The following is a 17,332-nucleotide window of genomic DNA, read 5'->3' as shown; positions in this document are numbered from 1 at the left end:
GTCAACAACACGCAATGATTGCATGAAGTAGCCGAATCTGGTATCCCCAGGTGAAGAAATCCCTGCCCCGGGATTTAATCGTCCCCGCCGTCCTTGCTCGGGAAAAGCATCTGGCACACCTCGAGGTACAGCGTCTCGGGGTAAGGAATGTACTCGACGGTGGACAGTGCCTGATCCTGGCCGGCCGACTCAAGGATGAACTCGCCGTAGCCGAGCATGCGCCCCAGCAGTGATCGCTTGAAGCTCATGTCGGTGACCTTGGACAGGGGCATCATCGCGACCTTGCGCGTGACCAGGCCGGTGGTCGACAACATCCGCTTGGAAGTCACCACAAAGTAATCGACTGACCACTCCGCGACTTTCCATACAAAACGGATCAGTAGCAACAGCCAGAGCCACCAGACGACCACGAGAGCCGTGCCGCCCCCCGAGTCGCCGAAGAACTTGCTGAGCAGTCCGGCGATGATCAGGCCGCCGAAGACCTCGGCGACGGGGCGGAGCAGCACGGCCGGGTGACGCCGCACCATGATGACCTGTTGTTCGTCGGGGAGCAGGTAACGGTTGACCGACGACGGGGCCGAGTCCCCGTGGGTCACAAGTCTCATGCCAGGTTGTTCACGAATTGCGCCAGGGAGTCAGCCGCGTTGACCACCGAGTCGAAGGCACCTTTGACCGCCGTCGCCGCGTCGGTCGGTCGTGCCAACAGGTAGTACGCCGCAAAACCTATCCCGCCGTATGAGAGGACTTTTTTGACCTGCACTGTGGCCTCCGTACCCTTACCCACTGCACCCGCCGTATACATTACCCACCCGGCAGCCCGGGTAAAGGTAGGTTCACGGCTTAGCTGAGATCTTGCTTAGCCGCGCTCGCTCGCCACGAGCGCGAGGACGTGAAGATGCTTGCGCGCGATCCGCTCCACGAGGCTCGGATGCGCGTAGCCGGTGACTTCCAGCGCGCCGTAGTGCGCCGCTTCCACGCAACGCGTTACGGTGGTCGCCGAGTGGACGCCGGCGAATTCGTCACGCAGCGTGATCTCGACATCCGCGTACGGAGTCGGGACGTCCGCGTACGGACTCGGATCCGCCTCGGTGTGCTCGCTCACGAGAGCACCCCTGCCAACTCGTTCATCGCGCCCCCTCGCGCCCATGCGGAAGTTGCCTTCTTCTCGCTACGTACCCATGCAACCACAGTATGTAACGAAGAGACCACTCCGCGTGACGGAAGGGTGATTTCTCGGTCCGGCCCGAGTGACTCGGCCGGTCCCGGAGTGATCAGGTCAGACGACGCCGTACAGCCGGTCGCCCGCGTCGCCCAGGCCCGGCACGATGTAGCCGTTCTCGTTGAGCCGCTCGTCCAGCGCCGCGGTGACCACCCGGATCGGCTTGCCCGAGCCGGCGAACACCTTGTCCATGTGCGCCAGCCCCTCCGGCGCCGCCAGCAGGCAGATCGCCGTGACGTCCTCCGCGCCGCGGTCGAACAGGAACTGCACGGCCGCCGCCAGCGTGCCGCCGGTGGCCAGCATCGGGTCCACCACGTAGCACTGCCGGCCGGACAGGTCGTCGGGCAGCCTCGTGGCGTACGTCTCGGCCTGCAGAGTCGACTCGTTGCGGATCATGCCGAGGAAGCCCACCTCGGCCGTGGGCAGCAGCCGCGTCATGCCGTCGAGCATGCCCAGCCCGGCCCGCAGGATCGGGACCACCAGGGGGTAGGGCTTCGCCATCCGGACGCCGTGGGCCTCGGCCACGGGAGTCCGCACCGTCACGTCCGCCACGCGGACGTCGCGGGTCGCCTCGTACGCCAGAAGTGTGACCAACTCGTCCGCGAGCCTGCGGAACGTGGGAGAGTCAGTGCGGACATCGCGCAACGTGGTGAGCTTGTGGGCCACGAGCGGATGGTCGACGACGAGGGTTTCCATAACGGATAACGCTATCTTGTGTGGGACGTACCGGCACGTCGTGCCTCGGTTTGACCACGATTTGGTCGGAGCGGCACACGGGTGCCGGTGGCGTCTGGAACGATTGGGAGCCCGTACGGGCCGCATCGGGTGGGGTGGACGATGACAGACGAGGACGCGTTCGACTTCGCCATCGTGGTCTATCGCGAGGACGAATGCTGGGACGCCGAGATGCTGCCGGTGGCGCTCACGTCGGACCTGCACGGTCTGATCAAGGCCATTCGCCAGCAGCCGAGCGAGAGCGGCACCATCGGCCTGGTCGCGGTGGGTGACGAGTTCTTCGTGGCGTTGCGGGTGCTGGGGGAGCGTGTCGACGTGTTCCTCTCCGACATCGCCGCCTCCTGGGACTTCCCCCTGGCCCGCCAGGTGCTGGAGTACCTCGACGTGCCGGTCCCCGACGAGGACGAGCTGGACGAGATCCTCCAGGACGAGGAGGTCGCGCTCCCCGCGGGAGATTTGTCGATCTTCGCCGATCTGGGTCTGGACGAGATGGAGCTGGGCATCCTGTCGGGTGACATTGACCTGCTGCCCGAGGACGTGCTGTCGAGCATCGCCGCGCGGCTCGGCTTCTCCGAGCCGTTCGAGCGCGCCATCGAATCCGTCTTCGGCTGACCCCTGGAGCTTGCACACATGGCCAACACGTTCGCCGCGGCTTTCGTCAGGACCCCGGACGGCTGGAGCGGGGCCGAGGTCGACCTGAGCGAGGCCGAGATCGTCGACGACTTCGGCGACGCCGTGACCGAGGCGCTCAGCCTGTCCGGTGACGAGATGGCGCTGCTCTGCGTCGAGGTCGAGGACGAGTGGTTCGCCATCGTGCGCTACCTCGGCGACGAGGAGCCGCGGGTGTTCCTCTCCGACGCCCACGCGATCGCGCCGGGCAGCCTCGGCGAGCTGTTCGCCGAGTTCGCGGGCGTGAGCGTCGACAAGGAGAGCAACGCGCTGGGCGTACGGCCGGCGGGCGACCTCGAGCTGCTGAGAGACCTCGGCCTGAGCTCGGAGGAGCTGCTGGAGCTCAGCATGGAGGAGGGCGTGCTGCCGGCCGACATCCTGTCCGTGATCGCCGAGCGGCTGTCGTTCGCCGACGAGCTCGACCGGCTGCGGTGACCCCGCGCGGGGCGCGGTGACGTCCGGGTACGACGGGGCGATGCGGCTGGCGCTGGCCGAGGCCGCGAGCGCCGGCGCGCGCGGCGAGGTCCCCGTGGGCGCGGTCGTCCTCGGTCCCGCCGGTCGCGAAGTCCCTGGCGGCTCAGCCGGGCCGGGTGGCTCGGGCGGGCCGGGTGACTTGGGCGCGTCGGGCGGCTTGGGCGGGCCGGGTGGCGCGGTGCTGGCCGCCGCCGGGAACGACCGCGAGTCCGGGGCCGACCCCACCGCGCACGCGGAGATCCTCGCGCTGCGCGAGGCCGCGCGGGTCCGCGGCGGGTGGCGGCTGGACGGCTGCACCCTCGTGGTCACCCTGGAGCCCTGCACGATGTGCGCGGGCGCCGCGGTGCTCGCCCGGGTCGACCGGATCGTCTACGGCGCGGTGGACGAGAAGGGCGGCGCCGTGGGCTCCCTCTGGGACGTCGTCCGGGACCGCCGTCTCAACCACCGGCCGGAGGTCGTCATGGGTGTGATGGCCGAGGAGTGCGCCGCCGTCCTTTCCGAGTTCTTCGCCACTCGGCGGATCCGGTAAGCTCGTCCGCGGTGGTGTCGCCTAGTGGCCGAGGGCGCACGCCTCGAAAGCGTGTGATGGGGCAACTCATCCGTGGGTTCAAATCCCACCACCACCGCCGCCGATCGGGCCCCTGACCAGTTCAGGGGCCCGACGCGTTTTTCCGGCTTCGGAGGTCAGGCGGGCAGGTCCAGCACTCTGGCGTGCAGGATGGAGCGCTGGTGCAGCGCGGCCCGCAGCGCCCGGTGCAGGCCGTCCTCCAGGTAGAGCTCGCCCTGCCACTGCACCACGTGCGGGAACAGGTCGCCGTAGAAAGTGGAGTCGGCGGCGAGCAGGGAGTGCAGGTCCAGCATCGCCTTCGTGGTGATCAGGGAGTCGAGCCGGACCTGGCGCGGCGGGATCTGGGCCCACTCTCGGTGGGTCAGACCATGTTCGGGATAGGGGCGTCCGTCGCCGACCAGCTTGAAGATCACCCCCCCGATTTTAGGAGAGATTCAGCCTCGTTGTGCTGTTTGCGAGAATTATCGGTGCCGGCGGGCCCGCGACGACCCGGGCCGGGACCTCCGCTCAGCCGAGCTGACCAGCGGCGCACGACTTCGGCTGACCCGTGCCGTACCCCTGCTTGAAGGCGTTGACGCGCTGCTCCGAGGAGCCGTGCGTGAACGAGTCGGGATCGACCCGGCCCTGCGTGCGCTGCTGGATCCGATCGTCGCCCACCGCGGCCGCCGCGTCCAGCGCCTCGGCGATGTCCGTGTCGGTGAACGGCTTGTCGTAGAAGCCGGTGTCGATGGCGTTCTTGGCCCACACGCCCGCGTAGCAGTCGGCCTGCAACTCCGTGGCCACCGAGCCGCCGCCCTCCAGCGCGCCGGTCAGGTTCTGCACGTGGTGCCCGTACTCGTGGGCGATCACGTACGCCTGGGCGAACGGGCCGCCCTTGGCGCCGAACCGGCTGTGCAGGTCGTCGAAGAAGCTCAGGTCGAGGTAGACCCGCTGGTCGCCGGGGCAGTAGAAGGGGCCGACCGACGAGTCCGCCGCGCCGCACGCCGTGCGGACGCCGCCCGAGTACAGGATGGTCTTGGCGGACCGGTAACCCGAGACCTCGTCCTTCCAGTAGTCCTGGATGCTGTTGACCACGCCGATCACCCGGCACTTCTCCGACTGGTCGGCGTCCTTGCCGGTCTTGCACTCCTGCGAGAGGTTCGAGGCCGGCTGCCGCTGGGCGGGCTCTCCGCCGCCGCCACCTCCGCCGGCGTTGTTCAGCAGGAACACCACGACCGCCACGATCAGGGTGACGATGCCGCCGCCACCCAGGACCATCCCGCCGGGGAACCCTCCGCCCCCGCCACCACCGCCGCTGCCGCCGACGTCCTCCACCTGGGAGGAATCGAGATTGACGTCGTCTCGGAAGTCCATCGCCAACGTCCCTTCTCCATGCGCCCGCATGCCGCATGCTCGGTGTGCCCGCATGACAGCTTCCCGAAAGGCGGCGGGAGATTCCACGCCGGGTGGCGGTCTCGTGGTCGGGGCGCTCGGGCAGGCCCCCGAATTCTCCGTGGACATGTCCGATAATCTCGGGAAATGACCGCAGGCTTGATCGGGATCGCGCTCGTGTCCCTCGGCATGGTTCTCACGCCCGGACCGAACATGATCTACCTTGTGTCGCGTTCCATCACCCAGGGCCGCAAGGCGGGCCTGATCTCCCTCACCGGCGTCGCGCTGGGCTTCACGATCTACCTGACGGCCACGTGCCTGGGCCTGACCGCGATCTTCGCGTACGTGCCCGCCGCGTACACGGCGCTCAAGCTGGGCGGCGCCGCGTACCTGCTCTGGCTGGCCTGGAACGCCGTCAAGCCGGGCGGCACCTCGGCCTTCGAGCCGCGCGAGCTGCCGGTCGAGCCGCCGCGCAAGCTGTTCGCCATGGGCCTGCTGACCTGCCTGCTCAACCCCAAGATCGCGATCCTGTACCTGTCGCTGCTGCCGCAGTTCATCGACCAGGACATGGGCCACGTCCTGCTCCAGAGCCTCGCGCTCGGGTCGGTGCAGATCGCCATCGGCACGCTGGTCAACGGCATCATCGCGGTCAGCGCGGGCAGCCTGGCCGTGTTCCTGGCCCGCCGCCCGCTGTGGCTGCGCGTCCAGCGGTACTTCATGGGCGCCGTGCTCGGCGGCATCGCCATCCGCCTGGCCACCGACCGGTCGAAGGCACTGCTGACGGCCTGACCCGCCTGCGGGTCAGGCGGGGGTCCTCGCCGGGACGGGCTCGGCGAGCCCCCGCGTCCTGCCGCGCTCCGGCAGCAGGGCCAGCAGTCCCAGTACGGCCAGCGCCGCGCCCAGCCAGAGCGGGGCCCGCAGGCCGTACGCGTCGATGGCCAGGCCGCCGGCCGAGGAGCCGATGACCACGCCCAGCGTGATGAACGACGAGTGGACCGTGTTGACCAGCGGTCCCGCGTTCCCGGCGCGCTGGACGCGGGTGACCATGGCCGGGTTCATGGTGACGCCGACCAGGCCGACGCCCAGCATGAAGACCAGCGCCGCCGCGCTCACGTGGGCCAGCAGCGCGAACCCGGTCAGGAACACCGCGTTCAGCGCCAGGCCGTACACCTGGACCGCGATCGTGTGCCGGTCGGCGAGGCGGCCGACGACGTGGTTTCCGGCCACCGTCGCGGCGCCGTACGCGACGAGCAGGTACGGGACGCTCCCGGTGGAGAAGCCGGCCAGGCCGGTGAGGATCGGGTTGAGGTAGCTGAACGCGGAGAACGTGGCGCCGATGATGAGCGTGCTGGTGATGAGCGCCAGCAGCAGGCGGCGGCTGCGGAACACCGCCGTCTGCCCGCGCAGGCCGTCGCCGTCGCCCTCGCCGTCGCCCTCGGCGCGTTCGAGACGCGGCACGCCCGCGAGCGTGGCCGGCGCGGCGACCAGCGTGAGCACGCCGACCGCCCAGAACGCGGCCCGCCAGCCGAACCGCTCGCCGATCAACGTGGACAGCGGAAGGCCGAGCAGGGTGCCGACCATGAGCCCGTTCATCACCACGGCGATGGCCCGGCCGCGCACCTCGGGCCGCGCCAGCCGCACGGCCAGGGAGACGGTGACGCCGAAGAACGCCTGGGAGGCGACGCCGGTGATGATCCGCGCCGCCATCATGACCGGGTAGGACGGGGCCACGGCGGCCAGCAGGTTGCCCGCGAGGAAGACGGCGAACAACGTCATCAGGGCGGCCCTGGGTCGCAGCCGCGTCACGGCCACGGTCATGAACGGCCCGCCGACGGCCATGGCGACCGCGAAGGCGGTGATGAGGTACCCGATCTGGGGGATGGTGGCGCCGAGGCCCCGCGCCATCTGGGGCATCAGCCCGGCGACGGCGAACTCGCTGGTGACCATGGCGAAGATGCCGAAGGCCAGGACGTACACGGATCTGGGCAAGGAGTGCTCCTCCGGTTTTGCATCGAGCGTTGCAGAATCTGGGCATGGCAGGCATGGCAGGCATGGGAACGGGACGGCGGGCCGGTGACCCGCCGGATCAGGACGGTCGGATCAGGACGGTCGGATCAGGACGGTCGGATCAGGACGGTCGGATCGGGACAGTCGGATCAGGACAGGGTGAGGGCGTCCATCGCGGTCTCGGCGAGGGACTCCAGGGTGGCCCGGTCGGCTCCTCCCTGGGCGGCGACGCGGATGCCGGCGGTCACGGCGTTGAGGTAACGGGCCAGCGAGACCGAGTCGCGGGCCGAGCGGACGTCGCCGTCGCGCCGCCCGGCCTCGACGGCCGCGCGCAACGACTCCAGGCGGATGGTCGCGTCGCGTTCGAGGAGCCCGGCTATCTCGGGGTCGCGTCCCCGGAACTCCACGGTCGTGTTCACGCCGAGGCAGCCGATGCTGGGCGCGTCGCCCCGGTACGTGAACTCGTCGTCGATGATCTTGGCGAACAGGGCGCGGATCCGCTCGACGGCGGGGCGGTCGCCGCTCTCCAGGATCTCCAGCTGGGCGGCCGTCATGGCCTCGGTGTAGCGGGCCAGCGCCCGCCTGAACAGCTCGTGCTTGCTGGTGAAGGTGTTGTAGACGCTGCTGCGGTCGAGTCCCGTGGCCTCGCACAGGTCACGCGTGGAGGTGCCCTCGTACCCGTGCCGCCAGAAGGCGCGCATCGCCTGGTCGAGCACCCGGTCCTCGTCGAAGGTTCGCGGTCGGGCCATGCGTCGAACGCTACATGTTCTGCGGCGCTTGGTGCAAAATGCCACGACATGCTCTGCCGCCACGTCAGAATTCCTACTTCTTTGATAATCTTGGCCCATGGCAGAGGACTACAGCATTGGCGAAGGGCCCTCGACCCGGGTGAGTCTCTCCTTGCCCGAAGGGACGGCCGAGGCGATCCGCCGTCGCGTCGGGAAGCGGGAGTTCTCCTCGTTCATCACCGCAGCGGTTGAGCGCGAGCTGCGCGGCCAGATCCTGGACGAATATCTGACCGACTACGAACGACGTAACGGGCCTGTGCCGGCCTCCGATCGGGACCAGGCTCGTCAGGTCTTCGATGACGTGTTCGCCGAGGAGGAGGATTGGCGCGCCGCGGGCTGATGCGCCAGGGCACCCTCGTTCTCGACTGCGAGGGATTGTCGGGCTTCGTCAGCGATCAGCCGCCTGTCGTCGCTCTGGTCGCGGAGGCGCGCAGCCGCGGCATGGAGGTAGTGACCAGTTCACTCACCCTCGTCGAAGCGACTCACCGCCGGACGAACCAGGCTCGGCTCGCCTGGCTCTTGTCCGGCATGCGAATCGTCCACGTCGGCGAGGAGGAAGCGAGAGCCGCGTCCACGATGCTGGTCGCGGCGGGGCTCCATGGTCACAAGTACGCGATCGACGCCGTAGTCGCGGAGATGGCCGTACGGCAACAGCGGCCAGTTGTCATGCTCACGTCTGACATCGACGACATGGCGAGGTTCTGTGGCGACCGGGTGCGGCTCGTCGCCGTCTAGATCTTGAGCAGTCACGCCGGGGCAGACCACTCGCCGCCCTCATCACGAGCGGATGCCGAGTCCGGTGGCCGGAATCTTCCCGACCCGGGACGGAGCTTCGCGCTTTGACCTTGACGCCCAGGTCAGCCTTTAGCGTCACGTCCACTCACCTGCGGACAGAGGGGACACTCATGGGCGACATTTCGGGCAGCCTGGCAGGCAAGGGCGTGGTCATCACCGGAGGCGGCACGGGGATCGGCCGCGCCACGGCTCATCGGTTCGCCGCCGAAGGCGCGCAGGTGCTCGTCGTCGGCCGCACCGCGGCACGCCTGGAGGAGACCGCTGCCGCGCACTCCTCGATCAGTGTCTTCGCCGCTGACGGCGCGGCGGTCGACGGGCCCGAGCGGATCGTCGAGGCGGCGGTGCAGCGGCTGGGCCGGATCGATGTCCTGGTCAACAATGCCGCGATCACTCGGCCGGCCGCGCTCGGGACCATCGATCGCCGTACCGCCGAAGAGCAGATCGCCACCAACCTGCTCACTCCCATCTTCCTGGCCCAGGCCGCCCTGCCGCACCTGGCCTCCGCGAAGGGGACGATCGTGAACGTGTCTTCCAACCCGCCCTGGGGCGGCTGGCCGGACAACTCGGTGTACGGCTCCACCAAGGTCGCTCTCGACTTCCTGACGGCCACCTGGGCGGTCGAGCTCGCCCCCAAGGGCGTGCGGGTCGTGTCCGTGGCGCCCGGCATCACCGCCACACCCGTGCTGGCGCACGCCGGATTCACCCAGGAGCAGATCGCCGCCGCGGGCAAGGGACTCGTCGGACGCATCCCGCTCGGCCGCGTCGCCCAGCCCGGCGAGATCGCCTGGTGGATCGTGAACGTGGCGCGGCCCGAGGCCGGCTACCTCACCGGCACGGTGGTTCGCGTCGACGGCGGCCTCTCCGTGGCAGCGGGGCAGCAGGCATAAACTGGGACAGTGCTGATCGGGGAGCTGGCGCGAGCGAGCGGCGTCACCGTCCGGGCCCTGCGCTATTACGAGCAGCAGGGTCTGCTGCAGCCGGAACGGACCTCCAACGGCTACCGGCAGTACGACGGCAGAGCGGTGACCAAGGTCCGCAACATCCGGCTCCTGCTGTCGAACGGCTTCACCGCTCAGGACGTACGAGGCTTCCTGCCCTGCCTGGACGATGGCGATGTCTCGCTGGGACCGGCCTGCCCGCCCAGTGTGGAAGCGGTGAGCAGGAAGGTCGCGGCCCTGGACGAGCGGATCGCGGAGCTGAGCGCCGTACGTGACCGGCTCGTGGAGGCCCTGATCGGCAACGCGACACCGCAGCAACCCGGCACCGTCGCCCGCCACCCCGCCTATAGCCGCCCCGTTCACGATTAGAGACCCGAGGCCGCCGGTCTACGCGGAGGAGCACGTCTTCGCGACGTCCGTCACGGGGGTTGCTCATCCTCGACGTGCCGGAGCGCACGGGCATGGCGGGCGCGGTAGCAGCATGTGACAGGCGGCATCCGGTGGACCGTGGCCCCTGAAGAGCCGACCGAGACCCAAAGCGAGAGGGGCCATGCCGTTGATCACGGCATGACCCCTCTGAGCTGGCGGAGGATGGGGGATTTGAACCCCCGAAAGGTTGCCCTTTACACGCTTTCCAAGCGTGCGCCCTCGGCCACTAGGCGAATCCTCCGCCGATGAGCTTACCGGACTTCCGGCGGTGCGGAGACCACGATTTCACAGGTGGATTTCGCTGCAGCGAGCACTGCCGTATCCCGCTAGACTGTCCAAGGACCCCTCGCGCGGCGTCATCCTGTGAACCTCCCCAGGGCCGGAAGGCAGCAAGGATAAGCGGGCTCTGGCGGGTGTGCGAGGGGTTCTCTTCGTTTGGGCCCCTCGCAGGCGGGATGGTCGCATGAGCCTTGCGCTTTATCGCAAGTACCGACCCGGGACCTTCGCCGAGGTCAAGGGACAGGAGCACGTCACCGATCCGCTGCGGCAGGCGTTGCGCACGGGGCGCATCAACCACGCCTACCTGTTCAGCGGCCCCCGGGGATGCGGCAAGACGTCCAGCGCCCGCATCCTGGCCCGCTCCCTCAACTGTGAGAAGGGCCCCACGCCCGAACCCTGCGGTGTCTGCGAATCCTGCGTCGCGCTGGCCCCCACCGGCCCCGGCCACCTCGACGTCATCGAGATCGACGCGGCCTCCCACGGCGGCGTGGACGACGCGCGCGACCTGCGCGAGCGGGCCTTCTTCGCCCCGGTCTCCGCCCGCTACAAGATCTACATCATCGACGAGGCGCACATGGTGACCCGCGAGGGTTTCAACGCGCTGCTCAAGCTCGTCGAGGAGCCCCCGCCGCACCTGAAGTTCATCTTCGCGACGACGGAGCCCGAGAAGGTCATCGGCACCATCAAGTCGCGCACCCACCACTACCCGTTCCGGCTGATGCCTCCGGCCACGCTGCGCGCGCTGCTGGAGGAGATCCTCAGCTCCGAGAGCGTCCCCTACGAGCCCAACGCCCTGCCCCTGGTCGTACGGGCCGGCGCGGGCTCCGCGCGTGACTCGCTGTCGATCCTCGACCAGCTCCTCGCGGGCGCCGACGACGACGGCATCACGTACGCCAAGGCCGTCTCCCTGCTCGGCTACACCGACGGCGACCTGCTCGACGAGGTCGTCAACGCGTTCGCCGCCCGCGACGGCGCCCGGGTCTTCCACACGGTCAACCGCGTCATCGAGGGCGGCCACGACCCGCGCCGCTTCGCCTCCGACCTGCTGGAGCGCTTCCGCGACCTGGTCATCCTGGCCAACGTCCCCGAGGCGGCCTCCAGCGGCCTGCTCGACCGACCCGCCGACGAGCTGGAGCGCCTGGTTCAGCAGGCCGCCTCGATGGGGCCCGCCGAGCTGACGCGGGCGGCCGAGGTGTTCAACGCGGGGCTGACGGAGATGCGCGGCGCGACCGCGCCCCGGCTGCTGCTGGAGCTGATGTGCGCGCGCGTCCTGCTGCCCGGTGCCGCGCAGGGCGAGGAGGCGCTGCTCGCGCGGCTCGAACGTCTGGAGCGCGGCGGGGCGGTCGCCGCGATGGCCACCCGCTCGGGAGCATCGGCCATGGCGGGTACGGGTACGGCCGCCGGCGGAGCGCCCGGGCCCGGTGTCGCAGCCGCTCCCGCCGTTCCCGTCGCCCAGCCGGTCCAGCACGTTCAGCCCATCCAGGCCGTTCCGGTCCGTGAGGCGTCCGGCGCCGGCGGCCAGGCCGCCGAGGCTGCGGGGGGCCAGGCGGCGGGCGCGCCGCGAGCCGCGCAGGAGGACGACGGTTGGCCGGAGCCGGCCCGTCCCGGCGCCCCGGCGCAGAGCGGTTCAGGGTACGCGCAAGGCGCCCAAGGGCTCGGGCAGGGCGCTCACGGTCAGGCGCAGGACGTGCCCGGCCACGCTTCGGCGGGTCAGGCCGGTCAGGCCGGTCAGGCTGGTCAGCCGGGTCAGGCCGGTGGAGCCGCCGCCGGGGGGTCGGGGCTGGGGCTCATGCAACAGCAGTGGCCCGCCGTGCTCGCGGCGCTCAAGCAGCGCAGCATCGTCGTCTGGGCCAACGTCAGCACCAACGCGCAGGTCGTCGGCGTCGAGGGCAACCTCGTCACGCTCGGCTTCAGCCAGGTCGGCGCGATGAAGAACTTCACCGGCGGCGGCAAGGACGCGGTCGTGGCCGCCGCGCTGGGCGACGTCCTCGGCAACACGTGGCGGGTGGAGGCCGTGGTCGGCGGCTCCCCGGTCTCGGCCGGATCGCGGGCGACACAGGGCGGACCTCCGCCAGGCCCGGCGAGGCCGCAGTCCCAGTCGGTGCCGCAGCAGTCCGCCGCCCAGACATCCCAGGCGCCCGGGGGTGCCGCCGCGCACGCGCCGTCCGGCCGTACGGGCTCGCACGGCTCGTCCCACGACGGGACCGGCGCCCAGGAGGCGGGCGAGCCAGGCGCCCCGGCCCACCCGGGCAGCGGGCCGCAACCTGGTGGTCAGGCGGGCCAGGGATCTCCGGGCGGTCATGGAGTCGAGGCCGGTCAGGCAGCTCCGGCCGGTCATGGAGTTGAGCCCGGCCAGGGACCTCAGGGCGGCCAGGGACCACAGGGCGGTCAAGGGCCTCAGGGCGGCCAGGGACCACAGGGCGGTCAAGGGCCTCAGGGGGGTTGGGCACCTCAGGGTGGTCAGGCGTCCGCCGGCGGCAGGCCGACGACCGACGAGTCGTGGCCCGACGCTCCGGACGATCCCGGACTCGGCTCACCGCCGTCCCCCGACCCCACGCAGACCAGCCCCGGCAGGGGCGGCGCGTCGTGGGACGCGGGGGAGCCGGGCTCGCAGGGAGGCGCCCTGGCGGCGGCAGGCCTGGCGAGCGGAGGCACGGCGAACGGGGGCACGGCAGGCCCCGGGGCGGTCGGCCCTGGGCTGGCCGCCGCCCGGTCCGCCGCCAAGGCCGCCGCCCAGGCGGGCCCCCGCGCTCCGGGCTCCCGCGCCTCGGTCTCCCGCCAAGCGGCCACGTCCGCCTGGCCGGAGACGGTGCCGGGCCGTGGCAGGGCGTTCGACTCCGACGAGGTCGACCCCCTGAACGACGCCAACGCCGACGTGGACGAGCTGAGCGGCATGGCCCTGCTCCAACGCGAGCTGGGCGCCACGGTCATCGGCGAGCTCGACCAAACCTGACGGTAAGGCGGAGAAACACCCCGCCCCCCGCCCCGCACTGGCTTGGTCTGCCCGGTCCCGCCGGGCCTGGAGCGGCGCGTGCCGGTGCGGCGATGGGGCGGCTCAGGAGTCGAGCAGGGGCCGGTGACCTGGGTGTCGGGCTGCTACGCCGGACTTGCCCGACTGTCGGGCTTCTGCGCCGCACGTGCGCGGGGTGTCGGGCTTCTACGCCGGACCTGCCCGACTGTCGGGCTTCTGCGCCGCACGTGCGCGGGGTGTCGGGCTTCTACGCCGGACCTGCCCGGCTGTCGGGTTTCTGCGCCGGACTTGCGCGGGTGTCGGGACTCTGCGCTGACCTGCCCGGGTGTGGGCTTCTGCGCTCCTGCCCGGGTGGGCTTCTGCGCTGGTACGGGCCCCGTGTCGGGCGTGTGCGCCGGGACGGGCCTGAGGGGCCTCTCCGGTGGAGGCGTCGGGGGCGTGTGGGACTGGGCGGGCGACGGCCTCAAGGGGGCGGTCCGCGAAGGGGCGGTCCGCGACGGGGCGCGGGGTGTCGAGAGAGGCGGGAGGGTGGCCGGCAGGGTCAGCAGGTGTAGAGGCGGGCTCGGGCCGCTGCGGCGCGGTGGTCGGTGAAGGGTAAGGACTCCGCCAGTCGTTCGAGGATCTGCAGGTCGTCCCGGCCGTTGGCCGTCTGGGCGTAGGTCCACAGGTCGTCCGGCGAGCCGTGCAGCAGCAGGCAGGCGCGCACCTGGACCTCCAGCTCGTCGCGTTCGCGGCGGATCTCCGGCGACTCAGAGCGTGGCAGCAGCGGCCCGTTGTACGTGCGTGCCAGCGCCGCCGGGTCGTTGGCCGCCAGCAGGTGTCTCAGCTCCAGGAAGTCCGCCTCCACGGAGGACGTGAGCCGGTACGGCTTGGCGCCGATGGTGCCGCGGAGCTGGGCGCGCAGCCGGTGGATCTCGGCCCGGATGGTGACCGGGTTGCCCGCGTCGCCGTACAGGTGGAAGGAGAGCTGCTCGGCGCTGAGGCCGCGCGGGTGGAGCGCGAGCAGGGCGAGGATCTCGGCGTGGCGGAGGGAGAGCGGCAGGCGGCGGTCGCTCACCGTGGCCGTCGGGACTCCCTCGCCGAGGAAGCCGAGGCGGAGCGGCGGCGGCGCGGCGGTCGTCGTGGCCGTCGTCGTGGCCGCCGTTGTGGCCCGTACCAGGTAGCCGCCGCAGAACGGCTCCATCGTCGCCACCCTGCCGTCGCGCAGCAGCAGGCGCTCGCCTCCGTTCGGGAGCTGCACGCGGGAGCCGAGGGCGCCGCCCGGGTCGCCGGCGATGACGCGGCCGGTGGCCGACAGCAGGACGGCGGGGCGGCCGCGCAGCGCCTCGTACCGGCGCAGCAGGCGCTCGTCGCGTTCGTACATGCGCAGCGCGAGCTCCGACTCGGCGAGCCGCGCGGCGGCGCCGACCAGGGCTGCGGTGGCCGGGTGCAGGCTGAGCGCGGTGCCGCTGACGTCGACGCAGCCGAGCAGCTCGCCCGAGTCGGGATCGACGATGGGGGCGGCGCTGCACGACCAGATGTGCAGCAGGCGCAGCAGGTGCTCGGCGGAGTAGACATTGACCGGGCGCCTGACCGCCAGGGCGGTGCCGATGCCGTTGGTGCCCATGCGCTCCTCGGACCAGCCGTGGCCGTCGGTCAGGCCGATGGTGTCGGCGCGGCGCATGACGCCCGGGTTGCCGTCGCGCCACAGCACCCGGCCCTCCCTGTCGGTGATGACCACGACGTGCTGCGACTCGTCGGCAGTCCGCGCGAGCGTCTCGGTGAGCAGGGGGAGCACGGGGCGCAGGGGGTGGGATTCGCGCAGGTCGCCGAGGCGGGACAGGTCGAGGGCGAGCGGGGCGGGACCGTCCTCCGGGTCGACGCCTGCCTGGATGGAGCGGCGCCAGGAGGCGGAGATGAGCCCGCGTGTCCCGTCGCTCGCAGCGCTCCCGCTGCCGGACCTGCTCCCGTCGCTCGCAGCGCTCCCGTGAGCTCCGGGGGCGCCCCCGGTGGCCGCGGTGGCCGCGGCGGCCGCGGCGGTCCCGGCGGTCGAGGTGGGCGTCGCGGGCCTGTCCGGGACCGCCGTGGCGGGCTCGCCCCTCTTGCGTCCGTCACGCGGTCGAGCGTCACCCGGCACGGCGTCACCCAGGTCGGCGTCGCCCAGCAGGGAGTCACTCAGTGCGGCGTCGTGGGCGGCGTGCAGGCGGCGGGAGTACGCGTCGCGGTGGGCGTAACTCATCGGCCACTCCAAGTAGTCGACCCGTAGGGCGAGCATCCGCGCTCGGGGCGGTCGGCGCAAGTGCTTCGACGGATCGCGCACAGTGATGACCCGATCGCAACGTGTGTGCAACGTGAGGAAGTCTACGGTCGGTCCTCGAACGCCGGCTCGGCGCGGCCGCTCCGGCCGGCGTGCCGGCCGGGTCTCGGACACTGGAGGGGGGCCGGGACCCGGCCGAACAAAACCCCCCGAGGGCGAAACACTGGTAAGCCCCCAGTACATGACGGGCCCCAAACACCGTAGGCTCGTGGCAGTCAAGAACGCGGAGCCACGAGGAGCGCACGACGGTGAACCCAGGGGATGTCAACCTGCAGCAGCTGCTGGAGCAGGCTCAGCTCATGCAGCAGCAGCTCGTGAGCGCCCAGCAGGAGCTCAACGACGCGCAGATCGAGGGCTCGGCCGGCGGCGGCCTGGTCACGGCGGTCGTCAACGGCTCGGGAGAGCTGCTGGAGCTGAAGATCAATCCGAGTGTCGTCGACGCCGGCGACCCGCAGGACACGGCCGACACCATCGCCGACCTGGTGATCGCGGCCGTCCGCGACGCGGTCCGGGCGGCGGCCGACCTGCAGCAGGAGAAGCTCGGGCCGCTCGCGCAGGGGCTCGGCGGCGGCGGTCTCGGTCAGTTGCCAGGGTTCTAGACCATGTACGAAGGCGTCGTCCAGAACCTCATCGACGAGCTCGGGCTGCTGCCGGGGGTCGGGCCGAAGAGCGCGCAGCGCATCGCGTTCCACCTGCTGGCGGCAGATCCGGCCGACGTCAAGCGGCTGGCGCACGCTCTGTTGGAGGTCAAGGAGAAAGCCCGGTTCTGCCGGGTCTGCGGCAACGTGGCGTCCGAGGAGGAATGCCGCATCTGCCGCGACCCGCGCCGCGACACCCACGTGATCTGCGTGGTGGAGGAGTCGAAGGACGTCGTCGCGATCGAGAAGACGCGCGAGTTCCGCGGCACCTACCACGTGCTCGGCGGAGCGATCAGCCCGATCGACGGCATCGGGCCCGACGATCTGCGCATCCGCGAGCTCATGACGCGCCTGGCCGACGGCCGGGTCACGGAGCTGATCCTCGCCACGGACCCCAACCTGGAGGGCGAGGCGACGGCGACCTACCTGGCCAGGCTGGTCAAGCCGATGGGCATGAAGGTGACACGATTGGCCAGCGGCCTGCCCGTGGGCGGTGACCTGGAGTACGCCGACGAGGTGACGCTGGGCCGGGCGTTCGAAGGACGGAGGCTGTTGGATGTCTGACCAGTGGAGCGCGCTGGCCGAGGAGATCGCGGCGCACGCGCAGAACTACGTGGACGGCCTGACCAGGGTCGCGGGCGGCGAGGGCGGCGACGCGATCTGGTCGCTGTTGCTGGTCGAGGTGGCCCAGATGAGTCTGGCGGGAGCCAAGCTCGGCGCGAACGAGGACGTGATCCTCTCGGGGAACAACGAGCCCCCGCTGAGCGAGGACCCGGACATCGACGGCGTCCGCACCGCGCTGGCCGAGCGGCTGGGGGCGGTGGACGACTACGCCGAGGTGTTCGACCCGTACAAGGACACCAACGTCACGCCGTACCGGCTGTCCGACGACCTGACCGCGGTCGCCGCCGACCTGATCCACGGGCTGCGCCACTACCAGGCGGGCCGGCCGCACGAGGCGCTGTGGTGGTGGCAGTACTCCTACTTCAACACCTGGGGCAACCACGCGGGCGCGGCCATGAGGGCCCTCCAGGCGCTGGCCGCTCACTCCCGTCTCGACGTCGCGGAGGAGACCACGGCGGTCTGATCCGGCAGTCCACGGAGAGGACCTGGGCGTCCCACATAGTGGTATGAGCCAGCGGCCGCATGAGAAGC

Annotated in this window: 20 protein-coding genes, 2 tRNA genes, 1 other RNA gene and 1 pseudogene; 14 read left to right on the top strand and 10 right to left on the bottom strand. The window is 70.9% G+C overall.

Features of this window, described 5'->3' with window-relative positions; genetic code table 11:
- Positions 1 to 74: 74 nt before the first annotated feature.
- The 4 genes from ACIBG4_RS10710 to upp form a co-directional block, all read right to left on the bottom strand.
- The gene (locus ACIBG4_RS10710) at positions 75 to 605 is read right to left on the bottom strand and encodes a PH domain-containing protein (protein ID WP_310707816.1); all 531 of its coding nucleotides are present in this window, start codon (positions 603 to 605) and stop codon (positions 75 to 77) included.
- Positions 602 to 760 (bottom strand): hypothetical protein, encoded by a 159-nt coding sequence (locus ACIBG4_RS10705; protein WP_310707817.1) that lies wholly within the window; start codon positions 758 to 760, stop codon positions 602 to 604. Before ACIBG4_RS10705 ends, ACIBG4_RS10710 begins: the two co-directional genes overlap by 4 nt.
- 96 nt (positions 761 to 856) lie before the next feature.
- The gene (locus ACIBG4_RS10700) at positions 857 to 1,102 is read right to left on the bottom strand and encodes a hypothetical protein (protein WP_310707818.1); all 246 of its coding nucleotides are present in this window, start codon (positions 1,100 to 1,102) and stop codon (positions 857 to 859) included.
- 174 nt (positions 1,103 to 1,276) lie between these two features.
- Positions 1,277 to 1,915: a uracil phosphoribosyltransferase gene (gene upp, locus ACIBG4_RS10695; protein WP_355447845.1), complete on the bottom strand. Its 639-nt coding sequence runs from the start codon at positions 1,913 to 1,915 to the stop codon at positions 1,277 to 1,279.
- Positions 1,916 to 2,056: 141 nt separating this feature from the next.
- Between upp and ACIBG4_RS10690 the strand changes: the two genes are divergently transcribed.
- The 4 genes from ACIBG4_RS10690 to ACIBG4_RS10675 all read left to right on the top strand — a co-directional run bounded on the left by ACIBG4_RS10690 (position 2,057) and on the right by ACIBG4_RS10675 (position 3,723).
- Positions 2,057 to 2,566, top strand: coding sequence for a tRNA adenosine deaminase-associated protein (locus ACIBG4_RS10690; RefSeq protein WP_310707820.1), 510 nt, complete (start codon positions 2,057 to 2,059; stop codon positions 2,564 to 2,566).
- Positions 2,567 to 2,584: 18 nt separating this feature from the next.
- Positions 2,585 to 3,058, top strand: a complete 474-nt coding sequence (locus ACIBG4_RS10685; RefSeq protein WP_397201603.1) for a tRNA adenosine deaminase-associated protein — start codon at positions 2,585 to 2,587, stop codon at positions 3,056 to 3,058.
- A 40-nt stretch (positions 3,059 to 3,098) separates the two neighbouring features.
- Positions 3,099 to 3,626: a nucleoside deaminase gene (locus tag ACIBG4_RS10680; RefSeq protein WP_397201722.1), complete on the top strand. Its 528-nt coding sequence runs from the start codon at positions 3,099 to 3,101 to the stop codon at positions 3,624 to 3,626.
- A 10-nt stretch (positions 3,627 to 3,636) separates the two neighbouring features.
- Positions 3,637 to 3,723 (top strand) — tRNA-Ser (locus ACIBG4_RS10675).
- A 58-nt stretch (positions 3,724 to 3,781) separates the two neighbouring features.
- Here ACIBG4_RS10675 and ACIBG4_RS10670 read toward each other — a convergent pair.
- Together ACIBG4_RS10670 and ACIBG4_RS10665 are read right to left on the bottom strand one after the other, a co-directional pair.
- Positions 3,782 to 4,078 carry a type II toxin-antitoxin system VapB family antitoxin gene (locus tag ACIBG4_RS10670; protein WP_310707822.1) on the bottom strand — a complete coding sequence of 99 codons (297 nt, stop codon included), beginning with the start codon at positions 4,076 to 4,078 and terminating at the stop codon, positions 3,782 to 3,784.
- Between the two features lie 94 nt (positions 4,079 to 4,172).
- Positions 4,173 to 5,018 carry a neutral zinc metallopeptidase gene (locus ACIBG4_RS10665; protein ID WP_397201601.1) on the bottom strand — a complete coding sequence of 282 codons (846 nt, stop codon included), beginning with the start codon at positions 5,016 to 5,018 and terminating at the stop codon, positions 4,173 to 4,175.
- 165 nt (positions 5,019 to 5,183) lie between these two features.
- Between ACIBG4_RS10665 and ACIBG4_RS10660 the strand changes: the two genes are divergently transcribed.
- Positions 5,184 to 5,825: a LysE family translocator gene (locus ACIBG4_RS10660; RefSeq protein WP_355447885.1), complete on the top strand. Its 642-nt coding sequence runs from the start codon at positions 5,184 to 5,186 to the stop codon at positions 5,823 to 5,825.
- A gap of 12 nt (positions 5,826 to 5,837) precedes the next feature.
- Here the strand turns inward: ACIBG4_RS10660 and ACIBG4_RS10655 are convergent, their stop codons facing one another.
- Together ACIBG4_RS10655 and ACIBG4_RS10650 are read right to left on the bottom strand one after the other, a co-directional pair.
- Positions 5,838 to 7,025 carry an MFS transporter gene (locus ACIBG4_RS10655; RefSeq protein ID WP_397201600.1) on the bottom strand — a complete coding sequence of 396 codons (1,188 nt, stop codon included), beginning with the start codon at positions 7,023 to 7,025 and terminating at the stop codon, positions 5,838 to 5,840.
- A 167-nt stretch (positions 7,026 to 7,192) separates the two neighbouring features.
- The gene (locus tag ACIBG4_RS10650) at positions 7,193 to 7,792 is read right to left on the bottom strand and encodes a TetR/AcrR family transcriptional regulator (RefSeq protein WP_397201599.1); all 600 of its coding nucleotides are present in this window, start codon (positions 7,790 to 7,792) and stop codon (positions 7,193 to 7,195) included.
- Between the two features lie 97 nt (positions 7,793 to 7,889).
- Here ACIBG4_RS10650 and ACIBG4_RS10645 point away from each other — a divergent pair, with 97 nt between their 5' ends.
- The 4 genes from ACIBG4_RS10645 to ACIBG4_RS10630 all read left to right on the top strand — a co-directional run bounded on the left by ACIBG4_RS10645 (position 7,890) and on the right by ACIBG4_RS10630 (position 9,933).
- Positions 7,890 to 8,171, top strand: a complete 282-nt coding sequence (locus tag ACIBG4_RS10645) for a hypothetical protein (protein WP_310707827.1) — start codon at positions 7,890 to 7,892, stop codon at positions 8,169 to 8,171.
- Complete coding sequence (locus ACIBG4_RS10640; protein WP_397201598.1) at positions 8,153 to 8,566, top strand: DNA-binding protein; 414 nt, start codon at positions 8,153 to 8,155, stop codon at positions 8,564 to 8,566. The genes ACIBG4_RS10645 and ACIBG4_RS10640 overlap by 19 nt, the downstream gene beginning before the upstream one ends.
- A gap of 170 nt (positions 8,567 to 8,736) precedes the next feature.
- Positions 8,737 to 9,513, top strand: coding sequence for an SDR family NAD(P)-dependent oxidoreductase (locus ACIBG4_RS10635; protein WP_397201597.1), 777 nt, complete (start codon positions 8,737 to 8,739; stop codon positions 9,511 to 9,513).
- 9 nt (positions 9,514 to 9,522) lie between these two features.
- On the top strand, positions 9,523 to 9,933 hold the full coding sequence (locus tag ACIBG4_RS10630) for a MerR family transcriptional regulator (RefSeq protein WP_397201596.1): 411 nt from the start codon (positions 9,523 to 9,525) through the stop codon (positions 9,931 to 9,933).
- 213 nt (positions 9,934 to 10,146) lie between these two features.
- Here the strand turns inward: ACIBG4_RS10630 and ACIBG4_RS10625 are convergent.
- A tRNA-Ser gene (locus tag ACIBG4_RS10625) sits at positions 10,147 to 10,234 on the bottom strand.
- Between the two features lie 96 nt (positions 10,235 to 10,330).
- On the opposite strand from ACIBG4_RS10625, the gene ffs reads away from it, so the two are divergent.
- Positions 10,331 to 10,426: signal recognition particle sRNA small type (gene ffs, locus ACIBG4_RS10620), an RNA gene on the top strand.
- A 30-nt stretch (positions 10,427 to 10,456) separates the two neighbouring features.
- Positions 10,457 to 12,370, top strand: a pseudogene (locus ACIBG4_RS10615) (DNA polymerase III subunit gamma and tau); the annotation flags it as partial.
- Between the two features lie 1,414 nt (positions 12,371 to 13,784).
- Here the strand turns inward: ACIBG4_RS10615 and ACIBG4_RS10610 are convergent.
- Positions 13,785 to 15,461 (bottom strand): GAF domain-containing protein, encoded by a 1,677-nt coding sequence (locus ACIBG4_RS10610; RefSeq protein WP_397201595.1) that lies wholly within the window; start codon positions 15,459 to 15,461, stop codon positions 13,785 to 13,787.
- 326 nt (positions 15,462 to 15,787) lie between these two features.
- Between ACIBG4_RS10610 and ACIBG4_RS10605 the strand changes: the two genes are divergently transcribed.
- From ACIBG4_RS10605 to ACIBG4_RS10595, 3 genes are read left to right on the top strand one after another with little or no spacing between them, the layout of a single operon-like run.
- Positions 15,788 to 16,138, top strand: coding sequence for a YbaB/EbfC family nucleoid-associated protein (locus ACIBG4_RS10605; protein ID WP_175604103.1), 351 nt, complete (start codon positions 15,788 to 15,790; stop codon positions 16,136 to 16,138).
- Positions 16,139 to 16,141: 3 nt separating this feature from the next.
- Positions 16,142 to 16,741: a recombination mediator RecR gene (gene recR / locus ACIBG4_RS10600; RefSeq protein ID WP_175590161.1), complete on the top strand. Its 600-nt coding sequence runs from the start codon at positions 16,142 to 16,144 to the stop codon at positions 16,739 to 16,741.
- Positions 16,734 to 17,264 carry a DUF5063 domain-containing protein gene (locus tag ACIBG4_RS10595; protein WP_310707834.1) on the top strand — a complete coding sequence of 177 codons (531 nt, stop codon included), beginning with the start codon at positions 16,734 to 16,736 and terminating at the stop codon, positions 17,262 to 17,264. The genes recR and ACIBG4_RS10595 overlap by 8 nt, the downstream gene beginning before the upstream one ends.
- Positions 17,265 to 17,332 lie beyond the last annotated feature (68 nt).

This window comes from Nonomuraea sp. NPDC050383, from assembly GCF_044459125.1.
Taxonomy (GTDB): domain Bacteria; phylum Actinomycetota; class Actinomycetes; order Streptosporangiales; family Streptosporangiaceae; genus Nonomuraea.
Note: the sequence above shows the minus strand (reverse complement) of the source record. Positions and strands in the feature narration are given on the sequence as shown.